Origin of the sequence: Streptomyces sp. NPDC020379 (assembly GCF_044387105.1) — a bacterium.
Taxonomy (GTDB): Bacteria; Actinomycetota; Actinomycetes; order Streptomycetales; family Streptomycetaceae; genus Streptomyces.
This window is the reverse complement of sequence record NZ_JBIRVR010000005.1, coordinates 179,252-194,762: the sequence shown is the minus strand read 5'-3', so window position 1 is coordinate 194,762 and position 15,511 is coordinate 179,252. Positions and strand designations below refer to the sequence as shown.

General features: G+C 73.6%; 17 protein-coding genes. 12 read left to right on the top strand and 5 right to left on the bottom strand.

Translation table 11 applies throughout. From position 1 onward, the window contains the following. Positions 1-81: 81 nt before the first annotated feature. Both ACH427_RS08980 and ACH427_RS08975 read right to left on the bottom strand, forming a co-directional pair. The gene (locus ACH427_RS08980; RefSeq protein WP_398868750.1) at positions 82-498 is read right to left on the bottom strand and encodes a twin-arginine translocation signal domain-containing protein; all 417 of its coding nucleotides are present in this window, start codon (positions 496-498) and stop codon (positions 82-84) included. A 27-nt stretch (positions 499-525) separates the two neighbouring features. Continuing rightward, positions 526-2,070, bottom strand: coding sequence for a glycosyltransferase (locus ACH427_RS08975; RefSeq protein WP_398868749.1), 1,545 nt, complete (start codon positions 2,068-2,070; stop codon positions 526-528). 348 nt (positions 2,071-2,418) lie between these two features. Here ACH427_RS08975 and ACH427_RS08970 point away from each other — a divergent pair, with 348 nt between their 5' ends. Together ACH427_RS08970 and ACH427_RS08965 are read left to right on the top strand one after the other, a co-directional pair. Beyond that, complete coding sequence (locus ACH427_RS08970) at positions 2,419-3,171, top strand: lysophospholipid acyltransferase family protein (protein WP_398868748.1); 753 nt, start codon at positions 2,419-2,421, stop codon at positions 3,169-3,171. Positions 3,172-3,282: 111 nt separating this feature from the next. Next, complete coding sequence (locus tag ACH427_RS08965; RefSeq protein WP_398868747.1) at positions 3,283-3,531, top strand: WhiB family transcriptional regulator; 249 nt, start codon at positions 3,283-3,285, stop codon at positions 3,529-3,531. Between the two features lie 46 nt (positions 3,532-3,577). Here ACH427_RS08965 and ACH427_RS08960 read toward each other — a convergent pair whose 3' ends face one another. Further along, entirely contained in the window at positions 3,578-3,742 is a 165-nt protein-coding gene (locus tag ACH427_RS08960) for a CsbD family protein (RefSeq protein WP_398868746.1), read from the bottom strand. A gap of 178 nt (positions 3,743-3,920) precedes the next feature. Between ACH427_RS08960 and ACH427_RS08955 the strand changes: the two genes are divergently transcribed. The 4 genes from ACH427_RS08955 to ACH427_RS08940 all read left to right on the top strand — a co-directional run bounded on the left by ACH427_RS08955 (position 3,921) and on the right by ACH427_RS08940 (position 8,228). After that, positions 3,921-4,463, top strand: coding sequence for a type 1 glutamine amidotransferase domain-containing protein (locus tag ACH427_RS08955; protein WP_398868745.1), 543 nt, complete (start codon positions 3,921-3,923; stop codon positions 4,461-4,463). A gap of 23 nt (positions 4,464-4,486) precedes the next feature. After that, positions 4,487-5,131, top strand: coding sequence for a diguanylate cyclase (locus tag ACH427_RS08950; RefSeq protein ID WP_398868744.1), 645 nt, complete (start codon positions 4,487-4,489; stop codon positions 5,129-5,131). Positions 5,132-5,138: 7 nt separating this feature from the next. Beyond that, a complete protein-coding gene (locus ACH427_RS08945; RefSeq protein ID WP_398868743.1) occupies positions 5,139-6,146 on the top strand; it encodes an SMP-30/gluconolactonase/LRE family protein in 1,008 nt (335 codons plus the stop codon). Between the two features lie 63 nt (positions 6,147-6,209). Next, a complete protein-coding gene (locus ACH427_RS08940) occupies positions 6,210-8,228 on the top strand; it encodes an APC family permease (RefSeq protein ID WP_398868742.1) in 2,019 nt (672 codons plus the stop codon). Positions 8,229-8,258: 30 nt separating this feature from the next. Here ACH427_RS08940 and ACH427_RS08935 read toward each other — a convergent pair whose 3' ends face one another. Beyond that, complete coding sequence (locus ACH427_RS08935; protein ID WP_398868741.1) at positions 8,259-8,432, bottom strand: CsbD family protein; 174 nt, start codon at positions 8,430-8,432, stop codon at positions 8,259-8,261. A 144-nt stretch (positions 8,433-8,576) separates the two neighbouring features. Here ACH427_RS08935 and ACH427_RS08930 point away from each other — a divergent pair, with 144 nt between their 5' ends. From ACH427_RS08930 to ACH427_RS08915, 4 genes are all read left to right on the top strand, one after another. Next, positions 8,577-9,875, top strand: coding sequence for an MFS transporter (locus ACH427_RS08930; protein WP_398868740.1), 1,299 nt, complete (start codon positions 8,577-8,579; stop codon positions 9,873-9,875). Between the two features lie 12 nt (positions 9,876-9,887). After that, a complete protein-coding gene (locus ACH427_RS08925) occupies positions 9,888-11,057 on the top strand; it encodes an anhydro-N-acetylmuramic acid kinase (protein WP_398868739.1) in 1,170 nt (389 codons plus the stop codon). A gap of 171 nt (positions 11,058-11,228) precedes the next feature. Further along, positions 11,229-12,164, top strand: a complete 936-nt coding sequence (locus tag ACH427_RS08920; RefSeq protein ID WP_398868738.1) for a DUF5996 family protein — start codon at positions 11,229-11,231, stop codon at positions 12,162-12,164. Positions 12,165-12,173: 9 nt separating this feature from the next. Beyond that, positions 12,174-12,869: a YoaK family protein gene (locus tag ACH427_RS08915; protein WP_398868737.1), complete on the top strand. Its 696-nt coding sequence runs from the start codon at positions 12,174-12,176 to the stop codon at positions 12,867-12,869. Between the two features lie 22 nt (positions 12,870-12,891). Here the strand turns inward: ACH427_RS08915 and ACH427_RS08910 are convergent, their stop codons facing one another. Then, positions 12,892-13,749, bottom strand: a complete 858-nt coding sequence (locus ACH427_RS08910; protein WP_398868736.1) for a maleylpyruvate isomerase family mycothiol-dependent enzyme — start codon at positions 13,747-13,749, stop codon at positions 12,892-12,894. Between the two features lie 213 nt (positions 13,750-13,962). Between ACH427_RS08910 and ACH427_RS08905 the strand changes: the two genes are divergently transcribed. Beyond that, entirely contained in the window at positions 13,963-14,409 is a 447-nt protein-coding gene (locus ACH427_RS08905) for a nitroreductase family deazaflavin-dependent oxidoreductase (protein ID WP_398868735.1), read from the top strand. Positions 14,410-14,608: 199 nt separating this feature from the next. Next, positions 14,609-15,496, top strand: a complete 888-nt coding sequence (locus ACH427_RS08900; RefSeq protein WP_398868734.1) for an MBL fold metallo-hydrolase — start codon at positions 14,609-14,611, stop codon at positions 15,494-15,496. Positions 15,497-15,511 lie beyond the last annotated feature (15 nt).

The following is a 15,511-nucleotide window of genomic DNA, read 5'->3' as shown; positions in this document are numbered from 1 at the left end:
TTGCATAACCTCGGTCCGTCTCAGGCGCGCGACGTCACCACGGCGCTGCGATCACCGGGCGGGGCGGGGTCGGCGCCCGCCTCACGCGGGCGCCGTCGCCGCGGCCTCGCGGCCCGGGTGGGCGACGGATTCGATCAGCGGCAGCACCGCGGCCCCCGCTCCGGCCGCGGCCACGCGCCGCAGGGCGCGGCGCCGGGTGGTGGCACTGTCCGGCTCGCCGACGGGGCCGTCGAGGAGGTCCCTGGCGTGCAGCTCGGCGAGCGCGAGCCGTACGACGTCGGTGTCGGCGGCGGGGTGGACGCGCGCCACCGCGGCCGCGAGCGCCTCCAGGGCGCGGGAGCCGTCGGCGAGCCGGAAGACCGCGGCGCACACGGGACTCAGGATGTGCCCGGTGTCGGTGAGCTCGTCGTAGACGGCGAGCCTGTGGTCGTCGGTCTCCTTGCCGCGCAGGTGGTCCTGGCGGGCGCGGGGCGTGAGCATGGCCTGGGGCGTGTGCATGAGCCCGGTCTTCCCTTCGTCGGCCGGTCAGCGGCGGAACTGATCGCGCAGGTCCTCGGGGAGCTGCCCCAGGTGGCCCTCCTGGGCCGCGATGACGGGGACGGTGCGGTAGCAGCCGGGCTGGTCCCAGTGGGCCAGGTACTGGTCGAGGGATGTGTGGCGGCGGATCCATTCGGCCATCGCCCCGACGGTGTCGGGCAGTTCGGCCAGCAGCCGGGTGAAGACGCCGCGGTGGTAGGCGATGGCGTGCAGGGCGGTGACGCCGGTGACCCCTTCGAGGTAGTGGCAGCCCTCGGCGCGCGGGAACGTGTGACACCGGTCCCGCCCGCCGAGGCAGAGCACCGACCAGGGCCGCGGGCAGAGTTCCGCGAGAGCGCGGCGCAGGACCCAGGTCGCCCCGTCGAGGAAGACCGCGTCGTCCTCGACGACCAGCAGGTTCTCCAGGCCGTCGGCGTGGGCCTCCGCGATCGCCCGGCGGTGGGAGAGGGCGCGGCCGACGTGGTGGTCGCCGGGGGTCTCGGTGGCCGGCAGCCGGTGCACGCGCCCGGGGCCGATGCCCACGCCGGCCAGCCGCGGCCGGATCCGCTCCCAACGGTCGTGCCGGGCATCGAGGTTGACGCAGGTGACGGCGTCGAAGGCGGAGAAGGGGCTGCGCCGCTCGGCGTCGTGGTCGGCGAGGGCGCGCTCCACCGCCGGAGCCCCGACGAGACCGGTGAAGTGGTCGACGGCCGCGTCCACCGGCAGCTCCAGCTCGTGCAGCGCGATGAGGTGGTTGCGCAGCCGCTCGGCCCAGGCGCGGGGGCGGGGCGCGGGCCGCGAGGAGGTGGAGCGGTGGGTCCAGCGCAGCGCGGGCAGGCACAGGACGCGGTGGCCGGAGCGGCGGAACTTCTCGTGCAGATAGCCCTCCTCGCCTCCATGGCCGGTGAAGGCGGGGTTGAGGCCGGGCCACGCCTTGGTGCGGCAGGCGAAGGCGCCGAGCCCCTGCATGCCGATCTCGAAGGCGGGTCCGCCGGGGTCGGTGCCGCGCTCGTCGGTAGCCGGGATCCCGTACGCCCCGCGGTGCCAGGCGGGTTCCCGGTGGGTCCACACCGTCCGCTGGTCCTCCGAGAGAAGCGGGCCCTGGACGAGGTCGCCGCTGTCGGGATCCTCGTCGATGTGCGCCAGCAGCGCGGCGAGGGCACCGGGGACGAGCTGCACGTGGGAGTCGAGGCACAGCACCCAGTCGGAGGCCGCCTCGCGGAAGACGCGGTCGCGGGCGGCGGTGCCCGTGCGCCGGTCGTACGGCACGTACCGCAGCTGCGGCACGCGCTGTTCGAGCCGCTTGAGCGCCCACGCCTGCGGCCCGCCGGGGTGGTTGTCGACGACCAGGACGCTGATCCGGTCGGCGGCTTCCGGGTGGTAGAGCAGCAGGCTCATGACCGTGAAGTACACGCCGTCGTAGTCGTCGTACGTCGCCATGCCGACCGTGAGGGTGCGCCGCTCCCCCACCGGCCCCGCGGCCGGGCGGGCGCGGTGGCGGTCGTCCTGTGCGGCGGCCAGCTCCGCGAGCGCGGCAAGCGCCGTACTGTCCATGGGCGTTCCCTCCGGGCGTGCGCTCCGACGGCGGGGCGGGCCGGACGGCCGCGTACCCCGCCGTGTCCGTGCCGTCAGCGTGCCCGGGTGACGGGCGGGCCCCAAGGTGACAGGGGCGCACCGGGCCTGGGTACGGAAACACCGGGGTCCCTTGTCGTACGAATTCGCGCCCCCGTGCCGCCCGTTGTACGCCGTGCGCGGGCACGGCGGCCCATGTCCGTGGCACGGCGGCCGGTGGTGGCACGCGGTGCCGGGAGGAATGGCTCAATAGTCCCTCTCCCCATGATCCGGGCGGCCGACTAGCGTGCGTCGGCGCGGGGGCCAAACCGGCCGAAGGGATCATTGATCTTGTTCTACTTCGCTTTCAAATCCGTGGTGTTGGTGCCGTTGCTGCGCTGGCTGTTCCGGCCGCGGGTGGAGGGGATGGAGCACCTGCCGCGGTCCGGTGCGGCGATCATCGCGGGCAACCACCTGTCGTTCTCCGACCACTTCATGATGCCGGTCATGGTCAGGCGCCGGATCTCCTTCCTGGCGAAGCAGGAGTACTTCACCGGGCCGGGCCTCAAGGGCCGGCTCGTCGCGGCCTTCTTCCGGGGCATCGGGGCGATACCCGTGGACCGGTCGGGCAAGGAGGCGGCACAGGCCGCGGTCGACACGGCACTGGGTGTCCTGGGGCGGGGCGGGCTGCTCGGCATCTACCCCGAGGGGACCCGCTCGCACGACGGCCGGCTCTACAAGGGCCGGGTCGGCGTGGCGGCCATGGCGCTCCGGTCGGGCGCGCCCGTGATCCCCTGCGCGATGATCGGCACGTTCGAGGCACAGCCGGCCGGACGCCGCCTGCCGCGCCTCGTGCCGATCACGATCCGCTTCGGGGAGCCGCTGGACTTCTCGCGCTACGACGGGATGCAGGACCACCGCGCGGTGCTGCGCGCCGTGACGGACGAGATCATGTACGCGATCCTCAAGCTCTCGGAGCAGGAGTACGTGGACACGTACGCCACCGAGGCGAGGGCGGCCCTGGGCGCGAACCGGCCGCCCGCCGGCACCGGTGTCCGCACGTGGAACGCGCGGCCCGTGTCGGAGCGGCCCGCGGCAGCGTGAGGGATCCGCGGCCGGGCGGAACCGTGTTTTCGATTGCCTCACGGGGTCACCCGCGAGGAAACGGGCCGTACGGACCGGCCCCCTCCATCGGGCAATCGAATTGAGCGAGACGTGAATTGGCGACAGCACGCGGAATGCAGAAAAGAAGACCCCGAGCTGTTCTTCCCCATCGGCACACGCGATCCGGCCCGCACGCAGGCCGACGCGGCGAAATCCGTGTGCCGGCGATGCCCGGTCGTGGAGCAGTGCCTCACCTGGGCGCTGCGCTCGGGCCAGGAATACGGGATATGGGGCTGCACGACGGAGTCGGAACGCCGGGCACTGCGCCGTGCCCGGCGTCCGGGCCGGGCCGTGCGCTGAGGACCGGGGCCCGGGGCACTGCCCCGGAACGGCCCCGGTCACCCGCTCAGCCGCCGAGGTCCTTCTTCGCCTTGGCGACGGCTTCCTGTGCCTTCCCGGCCACCTTCTCCGCCCGGCCCTCGGCCTCCAGGCGCTTGTCGTTCGCGGCCCGCCCCGCCGTTTCCTTCAGCTGGCCCTTGGCCTGCTTGGCCTTCGCCTTGCCCTTGCCCATGACCGGGTCTCCTCGTCTGTGAAGAAGGGTGTTTCCGGCTCCACCCTGAGCTCGGCCCCCGGCGCCCGCAACCGCACCGGGAGCACGGGCCGTACGGGCGGATTCAGGGAGCACCGGGTTTTCCCGGCCCGCTACGGGTCACCCGTAGCGGGACACCGAAACGGAAAGGACCACCCGAATGCGCGTCGCGTTCCTCATGGCACCGGAGGGTGTCGAGCAGATCGAATTGACCGACCCGTGGCAGGCGGTGCTCGACGCGGGCGGCACCCCCCGGCTGATCTCCACGGAGACCGGGCGGATCCAGGCATTCCACCACCTCGACAAGGGCGACACCTTCGCCGTGGACGGCACCCTGGAGGAGGCCGGGCCCGAGGAGTACGACGGGCTGGTGCTGCCCGGCGGCGTCGCCAACCCCGACGCCCTGCGGACGGACGAGCGGGCCGTGGCCTTCGTGAGGGCCTTCTTCGACGCGGGCAAGCCCGTCGCCGCCATCTGCCACGCCCCGTGGATTCTCGTCGAGGCCGACGTGCTGCGCGGCCGTACCCTCACCTCCTGGCCCAGCCTGCGCACCGACATCCGCAACGCGGGCGGCACCTGGGCCGACCGCGAGGTGGTCCGCTGCGATCAGGGGCCCAACACCCTGGTCACCAGCCGGAAACCGGACGACCTGAAGGCGTTCTGCCCGGCCTTCGTCGAAGAGTTCGGCAAGGCATCGGCGTGACACCCCGCCCGGAGAGGAGTTCCATGCGCGAGATCGTGTCCAGGACCGGCCCGGCACGGCGGTGGCTGCGGTGGCGGGAGCGGCCCGCCCTGCGCGTCCCGCCGGGCGCGGACGACGTGGAGAACGCCAGCCGCCGGTTCCTGATGTACGGGGTGCTGCCGCTGTGGTTCGTCCCGAGCGTCGCGGACTGGGTCATGCACCGGCGCACCCGGATCGAGGAGACCAGCGGTGTGCGGGAGTCGGCGGTGCACGCGCTGATGATGACCGAGGCGGGCGTGCCGGTCGTCGCGGCGCTCGTCGCGAAGGTCAACCCGCTGGTCCTGTCCCTGATGGGCGGCGCGGCCGTGGCCCACGGCGCGACCGCCGTGTGGGACGTCACCCTGGCCTCCCAGGAGCGGGAGCTGCGCCCGATCGAGCAGCACATCCACAGCTTCCTGGAGGTGCTGCCCCTCTCGGCGGCCGCGTTCACCGCGTGCCTGCACTGGGACCAGGTCCGGGCCGGGCTGCGCCGTGGCGGGGGCGGGCCGGACGACTGGCGGCTCGTGCCCAAGGAACAGCCGCTGCCCGCGGGCTATCTCGCCGCGATCGCGGCCGCCGTGGGAGCCTTTGTCGTCCTGCCGTACGCGGAGGAGATGCTCCGCTGCGTACGGGCCGAGCGGAGGGGATGAGGCGCCGATGGCACAGAAGCCGCCCATGGAACCGGTGGTCTGGCGCCCGCCGCCCCGCCCGCGCGCGGCGGCGGGCGGCCGCGCCACCATGCCGGCCCCCCGGCTGCTGCCGATCGGCGGGGAGGGGCCGGAGCACCTCGCGCTCGACGCGTCGGGGAAGCTGCTCACCGGTGTGGCCGACGGCCGGATCCTCCGGGTGGACCCCGACAGCGGGCAGGTGGAGCAGGTGGCCCGTACGGGCGGGCGGCCGCTGGGGCTGCACGCGCTGCCCGACGGCCGGGTCCTGGTCTGCGACGCCTACAGCGGCCTGCTGCGGATCGACCCGGCGAGCGGGGCGGTGGAGGCCGTACTGACCGAGGTCGCGGGTGAGCCGTTGCGCGTGTGCAGCAATGTGGCCGTGACCCGCGACGGCACGGTCTATGTGAGCGACGCCAGCCGCAGGTTTCCCCTCCGCCAGTGGAAGGGCGACCTCCTGGAGCACTCCGGCACCGGCCGCGTCGTGCGGTGGGTGCCGGGGGGCGAGGCGGAAGTCGTGCTGGACGGGCTGCAGTTCGCCAACGGCGTCTGCCTGGCGCCCGACGATTCGTACCTGGTGGTCGCGGAGACGGGTTCCTACCGGCTGCGGCGGCTGTGGCTCACGGGGCCGCGAGCGGGCGAGGACGACATCTTCGCCGACAACCTGCCCGGCTTCCCCGACAATCTGACGACCGGTGAGAGCGGCCTGGTCTGGGTGGCACTGGCCTCCGCCAGGGACGTCACGCTCGACCTGCTGCACCGTCACCATCCGTTTCTGCGCAAGGCGGTCTGGTCCCTGCCGGACGCGCTGCTGCCGGACGCGCGCCGCACGGCGTGGGTGCGGGGTCTCGACGCCGCAGGCCGTACGGTGCACGACCTGCGGCGCGACGACGGCGCCTACCACATGGTCACCTGCGCCCTGGAGCACGACGGCCGGCTCCACCTCGGCAGCCTGGTGAAGCACGCCGTCGCCACGGTGCCGCTGCCCCGCACAACCTGATCCTCACCTGACACACCTCCGCATGCCCCGCATACCGTCACACACAGGACTTACGCTCACACCGTGATCAATGTGACGGCCCTCCTCAAACGGCTGGCCCTCGGCCGCGCCATGCGCAGCGAAGAGCTCCAGGAGACCCTCCTCCCCAAGCGTCTCGCCCTGCCGATCTTCGCGTCGGACCCGTTGTCGTCGGTGGCCTACGCCACGCAGGAGATCCTCCTGGTGCTCACGCTCGGCGGCCTGGCGTATCTGCACTTCACGCCGTGGATCGCGGCGGCGGTCGTGGCCCTGATGGCCGTGGTGGTGCTCTCCTACCGGCAGGTGGTGCACGCCTACCCCAGCGGCGGCGGTTCGTACGAGGTGGTCTCGACCAACCTGGGCCCCTCGGCGGGGCTGGTGGTCGCGGCCTCCCTGCTGGTCGACTACGTGATGACGGTGGCGGTCTCGGTCGCCTCCGGCGTGGACAACATCATCTCGGCGGTGCCCGCGCTCGCGGACCACCGGGTGCTGATGGCCGTCTGCTTCGTCGCGCTGCTGACCGGGGTGAACCTGCGGGGGATGCGCGAGTCCGGGCGGGCCTTCGCCGCCCCCACCTATCTCTTCATCACCGGCGTGCTGATCATGGTGGCCACGGGACTGCTGCGCTATCTGCTGGGGCACGCGCCGGTCTCCGAGAGCGCCTCGTTCGGCGTCACGGCGAAACCCGCGGACGCCGGGCTGGCGGGCTTCGCCCTGATCATGCTGTGCCTGCGGGCCTTCTCCAGCGGCTGTACGGCGCTGACGGGCGTGGAGGCGATCTCCAACGGCGTACCCGCGTTCCGCAAGCCCAAGTCGAAGAACGCCGCGAGCACCATGGGCATCATGGGCACCATCGCGGTGGTGATGTTCGTCGGCGTCACCACGCTCGCGCTGATCACCAAGGTGCACATCACCGCCGACTCCTGCCGGCTCACCGGGGTGCCGGGTGACTGCGGGTCGTACACCCAGCGGACCGTGATCGCGCAGCTCGCGGCGGCCGTCTTCGGGGGCGAGCACAGCTTCGGGTTCTACTTCGTGCAGGCGGCGACGGCCCTGGTGCTGATCCTGGCGGCGAACACCGCCTTCAACGGCTTCCCGCTGCTGGCCTCCATCCTGGCCCAGCACCGCTATCTGCCGCGGCAGCTGCACAGCCGCGGCGACCGGCTGGCCTTCTCCAACGGCATCCTCGCCCTGGCCCTCACCGCGGGCCTGCTGCTGTGGTTCTTCAAGGCGGATGTCACCAGCCTCATCCACCTCTACATCCTGGGCGTCTTCACGTCCTTCACGCTGTCGCAGACCGGGATGGTCCGGCACTGGAACGGTGAGCTGCGCGACCCGGCCACCGACGCGGAGAGGCGGCGGCACGGCCGGGTGGCGCGGGTCATCAACGCGCTCGGCGCCGTGGTCACCGGCCTGGTGCTGGTGATCGTGCTCGCCACCAAGTTCACCCAGGGCGCGTGGCTGGCGGTGGTCGCCGCCATGGTGCTGTGTCTGATGATGCGGGGCATCCGCCGCCACTACGACAGCGTCGCCGCCGAGCTCGCGGTCGACGACCCCAGGACCGAACTCGCGCGGCCCTCAAGGGTGCTGGGCATCGTGCTGATCTCCACCCTGCACAAGCCGACGCTGCGGGCCCTGGCCTATGCCCGCGCCTTCCGGCCGGACGAGCTGGAGGCGCTCACGGTCGCCGTCGACCGCGAGGAGACCGCCCACTTGCGGGAGCAGTGGGCGGCCCTCGACATCGACATCCCGCTCAAGGTGGTCGACTCCCCGTACCGCGAGATCACCCGTCCGGTCGTGGAGTACATCCGCTCCGTGCGCCGGTCGAGCCCGCGCGACGTGGTGGGCGTCTTCATCCCCGAGTACGTGGTGGGTCACTGGTGGGAACACCTGCTCCACAACCAGTCGGCGCTGTGGCTCAAGAGCCGGCTGCTCTTCACGCCCGGCGTCATGGTCACCAGCGTCCCCTGGCAGCTCACGTCCTCGGCCAAGGCCGACCATCCGGCGGGGCGGGCGCCGGGCGCGGTCCGCCGCGGCGAACCCCGGCCGCGCGCCCGCTCATAACGCCCTCGGGCCGCGTATGGTGACGAAGGGTCAGTCCTTGAAGGCGTCCTTGGCCTTCTCCTTCGCCGCGCGCAGGTCGCCCTTGACCTTCTCGCCGCGGCCCTCGGCCGTCTTCCGCTCGTTGCCGACCTTGCGGGCGGCTTCCTCCTTGGCCTTGCCCTTGAGCTGCTCGCCCTTGGCCTTGGCCTTTTCGTGGGCACTCATGGTGTTCCTCTCGTCGTAGGAGTGTTTCTCCGGCCTCCGATCGCGTGCCCGGACCGCCGCGCGCCAAACAAGCCCGGCGCCCGGGCTGCCCCGAACCCGCCCGGCTGCTACACCTGTCTGGACGCCCCTTCCCAGGGAGGCTCCGTGTCCGTACTGACCGGCGACAGCCGCGGCACCGCCCGCCGGACGCGGGCCCGGCGCGCGCTCCTCGCGGGGTCGGCGGGCAATTTCATCGAGTGGTACGAGTTCGGGGTGTACGGCGCCTTCGCCACGGTCATCGCCGCCGAGTTCTTCGGCGGCGGCCCGGGGAACGGCGCCGAGGGGCTGGTCAAGACGTACGCGTCGTTCGCGCTGGCCTTCTTCTTCCGGCCGGTCGGCGCGGCGCTGTTCGGGCGTGTGGGCGACCGGCTCGGCCGCCGCGCCGCGCTCGTCATGGCCGTGCTGCTGATGACGGCAGCCACCACCGCGATCGGCCTGCTGCCCACCCGCGCCGCGCTCGGCACAGCCGCTCCCTGGGTGTTGACCTCCGTGCGCGCGCTCCAAGGGCTTTCCGCGGGCGGGGAGTTCGGAGGCGCGGTGTCGCTGATGACGGAGTCGGCTCCGCGCGGGAAGCGCGGGCTGTACGGCGCGTGGCAGTCGTTCACGGTCGCGCTGGGGCTGCTGGCCGGGGCGGGGCTGGCCGCCGGGACGGCGGCGGTCCTGGGGGAACGGGCGCTGTACGCCTGGGGGTGGCGGCTGCCGTTCCTGCTGGCGCTGCCGCTCGGCCTGGCGGCGCTGTGGCTCCGGCTGGCACAACCCGGAGCGGAGCCCGTAGGCCGGCCGGAGGCGGCCCCGGCCGCCGCGCCGCGCGAGGTGCTGCGGGCCGTGGCACTGGGCGTCGGGCGGATCATGGGCTGGTCGGCGGCCGGTTACACCTTCCTGGTGGTCCTGCCGACATATCTCCAGCACACCCTCGGCGCCACCTTCCAGCAGGCGCTGACCGCCACTTTCCTGGCCAACCTCGGGTTCGCGCTGTCCATCCTGCCCGCCGGCGCGCTGAGCGACCGCGTCGGCCGCCGGCCGGTGCTGGCCACGGGGGCGGGGCTGGTCGTCCTCCTCGCCTTCCCGCTGCTCAGAGTCGTCCAGGCCGAGGGCACGCCGACGCCGGTCAAGGGCCTGGCGGTGCTCCTGGCCGGGGCGGTGACCGGGCTGATGGCCGGGCCCGGGCCCGCGATGCTGGCGGAGATGTTCCCCGCCCGGGTGCGCTGCACGGGCCTGGGGCTGGCCTATTCGCTGGCCAACGCCGTCTTCTCCGGCTGCGCCGGGCTCATCCTCACCGAGCTGCTCGACCGCACCGCCGACGCCGACATCCCCGCGTACTACGCCATGGCGACCTGCGCGATCAGCGGTGCGACGCTGTTGACGCTGCGCGCCGACGACCACCGGCGCGCCCTGCGCGACTGAGAGGCGGCGGCCATGCGGGTGATCGGGCTGATGTCGGGGACGTCGTACGACGCGGTCGACGCCGCGGCGGCCGATCTGCGCCTCGACGGTGACACCCTGCGCCTGGCGCCGCTGGGCGCGCTCGGCCAGGCGTACGGCGAGGAGCTGCGCGCGGAGCTCGCCGCCGCGCTGCCCCCGGCGACGACCACCCTGGAGACGGTGTGCCGGCTCGACACCGGGATCGGACGGGCGTTCGCGGAGGTGGCCGCCCGCGCCGACCGCGAACTGTGCGCGGGGCGCGCGGAGCTCGTCGCCTCGCACGGCCAGACCGTCTTCCACTGGGCGGAGAACGGCCGCGTCCACGGCACCCTGCAGATCGGCGCGCCGTCCTGGATCGCCGAACGCACCGGGCTGCCGGTCGTCTCGGACTTCCGCTCCCGCGATGTGGCGGCGGGCGGCCAGGGCGCGCCGCTGGTCGCGCTCTTCGACACCCTGTGGCTGCGCGACCGGCCGGGCCGCCCCGTCGCCCTCAACCTCGGCGGCATCGCGAACATCACGGTGCCCGGCAGCGGCCGGGCCTACGACACGGGGCCCGGCAACGCCCTGATCGACGCGGCCGTCCGGCACGCCTCCGGCGGACGCCGCGCCTTCGACGCCGACGGCGCGCTGGCCGCGCGCGGCACCGTGCACCGCCCGCTGCTGGCGCGGCTCCTCGCCGAGCCGTACTACGCGCGGCCCGCGCCGAAGACCACCGGCAAGGAGCTCTTCCATCTGCCGTATCTGCTGGCCGCGTCGGCGGGGCTCGGGCCGCTGCCGACGGAGGACGTCGTCGCCACGCTCACCGCGCTCACGGCGCGTACCGTGGCCGACGCCGTCCGGGCCTGCGGGGGCACGGAGGTCGTCGCCTCCGGGGGCGGGACGCGCAATCCGGCGCTGATGGGCGCGCTGGCGGCGGCGCTGCCCGGGGTCCCGGTGCGGACGTCCGACGAGCTGGGCGTGCCGTCGGCGGCCAAGGAGGCGTACGCGTTCGCGGTGCTGGGCTTCCTGACCGCGCACGGCCTGCCGGGCACGGTCCCGGCGTGCACGGGGGCCGGGCACGCCCGCGTCCTGGGCTCCCTGACTCCCGGCGCCGCGCCCCTGCGGCTCCCCTCTCCCCCGCCCGCGCCCCCGGCCCGGCTCCGCCTCGCGCCCGGGCCCGGGTGACGGCCGCGCCCGGGATGCGGGTCGTAGGCGGCGACGCCATGGCACTGCACGAACAACGGCATTGTGCGAAGACATGACGGCCGCGCCCGGGATGCGGGGCCCGGAGCCGTCGCCTAGCCTCGGAAGCCACGGCCGTGCCCGGCCGGGGGCGAGCGCGAGGAGTGAGGCGGCGTGGAGGTCTTTCCCCCGATCCCGCTGGCCCAGTGGCAGGCGTCGAAGGAGACGCTGCACCGCTTCGCGCAGTTCATCGGGAAGATCCGGCTGGCCGGGAGCACCCGGCGGAACCACTGGTGGAACGTCCCCTTCCATGTCACCGGATCCGGCATCACGACCCGTCCGATGGGACTGCTGGACGGCAATCCGGTCTTCACGATCGACTTCGACTTCGTGACCCACCGGCTGATCGTGCGTGCCCTGGACGGCGGCGAGCAGTCGTTCTCCCTGCTCGGGCAGTCCGTGGCCACGTTCCACCACAGGACGCTCGCGGCACTGCGGGCGATCGGGGCGGAGGTGACCGTCGCGCATCCGCACCCGTTCGACCTGCCCGACACGCGGCGGCCGTTCACCGAGGACACCGAGCACGCCTCGTACGACCCGTTCTGGGTCAACCGGTACTGGCAGGTGCTCAGCCAAGTGAGCCTGGTGCTGGAGGAGTTCTCCTCGCGCTACTCCGGCAAGATCAGTCCTGTGCATCACTTCTGGCACACCTTCGACCTCGCGGTCACCCGCTTCTCCGACCGCAGGGTCGACCCACCGCCGGAGGCCGACCCCGTGACCCGGGAGGCGTACTCCCGCGAGGTCATCAGCGCGGGCTTCTGGTTCGGCGACGACACCTTCCCCCACCCCGCCTTCTACTCCTACGCCGCGCCCGAGCCCGCGGGCCTGGCCGGCCGGCCCCTGCGGCCGGCAGCGGCCCGGTGGGCCGAGCAGCGCGGCAGTCACCTGGCCACGCTGGCCTACGACGACGTGCGCGGCGAGCCGGACGCGGTGGAGAAGGTGCTCGACTTCTACGAGACGGTCTATCAGGCCGCGGCCGGGCTCGCGGGCTGGGACACCGAACGCCTCGCCTGCCCGGGGGGCGTCACCGATCCGCGCGCCGGTGCCTGACGGCATGCCATGAGGAGGGTGCTGGAGGGCGCCGCCGACCGGCTGTTCCCCGGCGGCGGCAACGCGCACGGCACCCTCCCGGCCGCGCTCGTCCTGCTCACGCTCGTCACCGGCTTCGTGGACGCGGTGAGTTATCTCGGCCTCGACCACGTCTTCGTGGCCAACATGACCGGCAACGTCGTCTTCCTCGGCTTCGCCCTGGCCGGGGCCCGGAGCCTGTCGGCCTGGGCGTCGCTGCTCGCCTTCGGCGCGTTCATGGCGGGCGCGTGGACGGCCGGGCACCTCGGGCGGCGGGTCCCGCACACCAGGCGGCTGTTCGCCGCGGTCACCACCGCCCACGCGGCCCTGGCCACGGCGGCGCTGGTGGTCACGCTGACAGCGGGGCACAAGGCGGCTCCGGCGAAGGCCGCGCTCATCGCGCTGCTCGCCTGCGGGATGGGCATGCAGAACGCGGTCGTCCGCAGGCTCGGCGTGCCCGACCTGACGACCACCGTGCTGACCCGCACCATCACCGGCCTCATCGCCGACGAGCCGGGCCCCGCGACCGTACGCCGCTTCGTCTCCCTGGCCACCATGTTCGCCGGGGCGCTGTGCGGCGGCGCCCTCTTCCTGCGGGCGGGGGCGGCGCACGCGCTGGCCGCGGCGGTGGCGCTGCTCGTCGTGGTGACGGTGACCGGGGGCCACGCCCGGCCGCCCGCCGAGTGAACTCCCCCTGCGGATCCGGGAGTCAGGGGCTAGCGATGAGCTCCGTGAGGCGGGTGGCGAGCCACGGCCTGCGGCCGCCGGCCCGGAGCCGGCCGCGCGCGATCGCCTTCCAGAGCGGGACGCGCCGGAAGCCGATCAGCAGGAACGTGACCGGCGCCGCCGTGATCCGGCAGTCGTAGGAACGCGGCGGCGCGTCGCGGGTCACCGTCGCGGCCCCGTCCTCCACGACGACCGCCAGCCGGGGCCCGCCCTTGACGGCGACGTCGAACGCGAGGCGGACCCCGCGCGCCTTCGCCACGTCCAGGGCCATCGGCATCATCGCCGGGAATGCCTGCCCGATGGCCAGGCGTGCCTCGTCCGGCGATATCGCCCCCGGCAGGCGGGCGCCGCGCGCGACGTCCAGGCCGTGGACGAGCGTCTCGCTGAGCATCAGCCCGGTCGCCGCCGCCAGCGTGAGCACGACGCCCCCGCCGTACCAGGGCGTCGGGACGGGCGTGTCGGGCGCGAGCCCCTCGGTGATCCGGAGGAACGCCTCGCCCCGCTCGGCGACGGCGTCACCGGGTCGGGCCCGCGCCTCCTCGGCGAAGACGCCGATCGCCTTGGCGTTCACGGCCGTGATCCGCTCGGCGAACGGCCCTTCACGGGACGGCAGTACGTCGTCCCAGCCGTCGAACTCCCCGGTGAACGCGGAGCAGTACGCCAGATACACGGCGCACAGGTGCGCGTCGACATCGCTCACCGTCCACTCCGGGAGCCCGGAGGGCGCGCTCCCGTCCGGCGCGTCGCGGAGCAGCCCGGCCAGGCGCGGCACGGCGGCGCGCAGCGCGGCGCGGGTCCGCTCGTGCTCGACGGCGGGATCGAAGCCGGCGGCTGCGCCCACAGATCACTCCTCACAGCGGACGACATCGCAGGTTACCGCCGGTAGTCCGGCGGCGGAAGGCGTCGGCGCGGCCCCCGTGCGCGGGAGGCGGGAGGAAGGGATGATGTCAGCGGATGTGATGGTTGAAGGAGAGAACAGGACGGCCGTGGGCGACGAGCCCGTGGCCGCCACTGCGCGTGTTCCGAGACGAGACTCCGAAGACAGGACGGCAGCATGCCTCTTGAGGGTGAGTACGAACCGAGCCCGGACCAGCGGGCCCGCGAGCAGGTCGAGCTCTACGAGAGCTCGGGCGGCACACAGGGGACGACGATGCGGGGCATGCCCGTCGTCGTCCTCACGACCCTGGGCGCGAAGAGCGGCAAGATCCGCAAGACCCCGCTGATGCGGGTGGAACACGACGGCCGCTACGCCGTGGTCGCCTCCCTGGGCGGCGCGCCCAAGCACCCCGTCTGGTACCACAACATCGTGGCCGATCCACGCGTCGAGCTCCAGGACGGGCCCGTGCGCCAGGACATGACGGCCCGTGAGGTCACCGGCGAGGAGAAGGCCCGCTGGTGGGAGCGCGCGGTCGCGGCCTACCCCGATTACGCCGACTACCAGAAGAAGACCGAGCGCGAGATCCCGGTCCTCGTCCTGGAGCCGACGCCTTCCGGGCACTGACCGGCGTCACTCCGGCCGACCGGCCCGCCCGGTCGGCCGGAGTGAGGCGGCAGTCACTGTGTGTCACCACAGGTGCCGTCAAGAGCAGCGCCCCTCCACAAGCACAAGGTCCGGACCCCGTTCCCCTTTCCCCGCGGCGCGGGATATCCCTGAGGGTGAGCCGCCGGCCGGCGGGCGCGACGTGTGAGGGAGTGGGGCCATGGGTGCGGAACGGTTCGAGGGCGACTGGCGCGTGGACGAGCGGTGCACCAACTGCGACGTCGCACGGCAGCTGGCCCCCGGCCTGATCGGGGAGGCGGACGGCCGGTCGGTCGTTCTCCGCGCGCCGCGCGACCAGGCCGAGGTCCAGGCGCTCCACGCAGCGGCGCACGCCTGCCACACCCGGTCGATCCACCCGCCGGAGGGGCGGCTGGGCACGGAGCTGGACCCCTTCCCGATGGCCCTGGACGACGGCGTGTACCTGTGCGGGCACAACTCCACGCGCACCGCGGGGGCCAACTCCTATGTGCTGCGCCGCCCCGGCGGCACCACCATGATGATCGACACCCCGCGCTGGAGCGCCCCGCTCGCCACGCGGTACGAGGCGCTGGGGCCCATCACCGACGTCCTGCTCACCCACCGCGACCACGCCGCGCACGGCCGCCGCTACGCCGACCGCTTCGGCGCCCGGCTGTGGATCCACGAGGGCGACCTCGACGCGGCTCCGGACGCCGACCGCGTGCTCAGCGGCACGGAAGCGGTCCGGATCGCCGACGGCGTGGTCGCCCACCCCCTTCCGGGGCACACGCGCGGGAGCGTCGTCTACATCGCGGACGAGCGCTACGGCTTCAGCGGCGACAGCTTCTACTGGTCACGGACGACCGGGGACATCGAGGTGGCGGACAGCGTCACGTGGTACTCCATCGAGGTGCTGGCCGCCTCCCTGGCCCGGACCGCCGCCGGGCTGCGCTTCGAGTGGCTGCTGCCGGGCCACGGCGACCGGCGGCGCCTCCCCGCCGACGACATGGCCGCGCGCATGCGGCGGCTGGCGGACCGCACGCGGGAACTCCGGCCCCGTGCCGTCGACTTCACCGCCCTGCGCTGGTGAGGGCGCGCACGGACC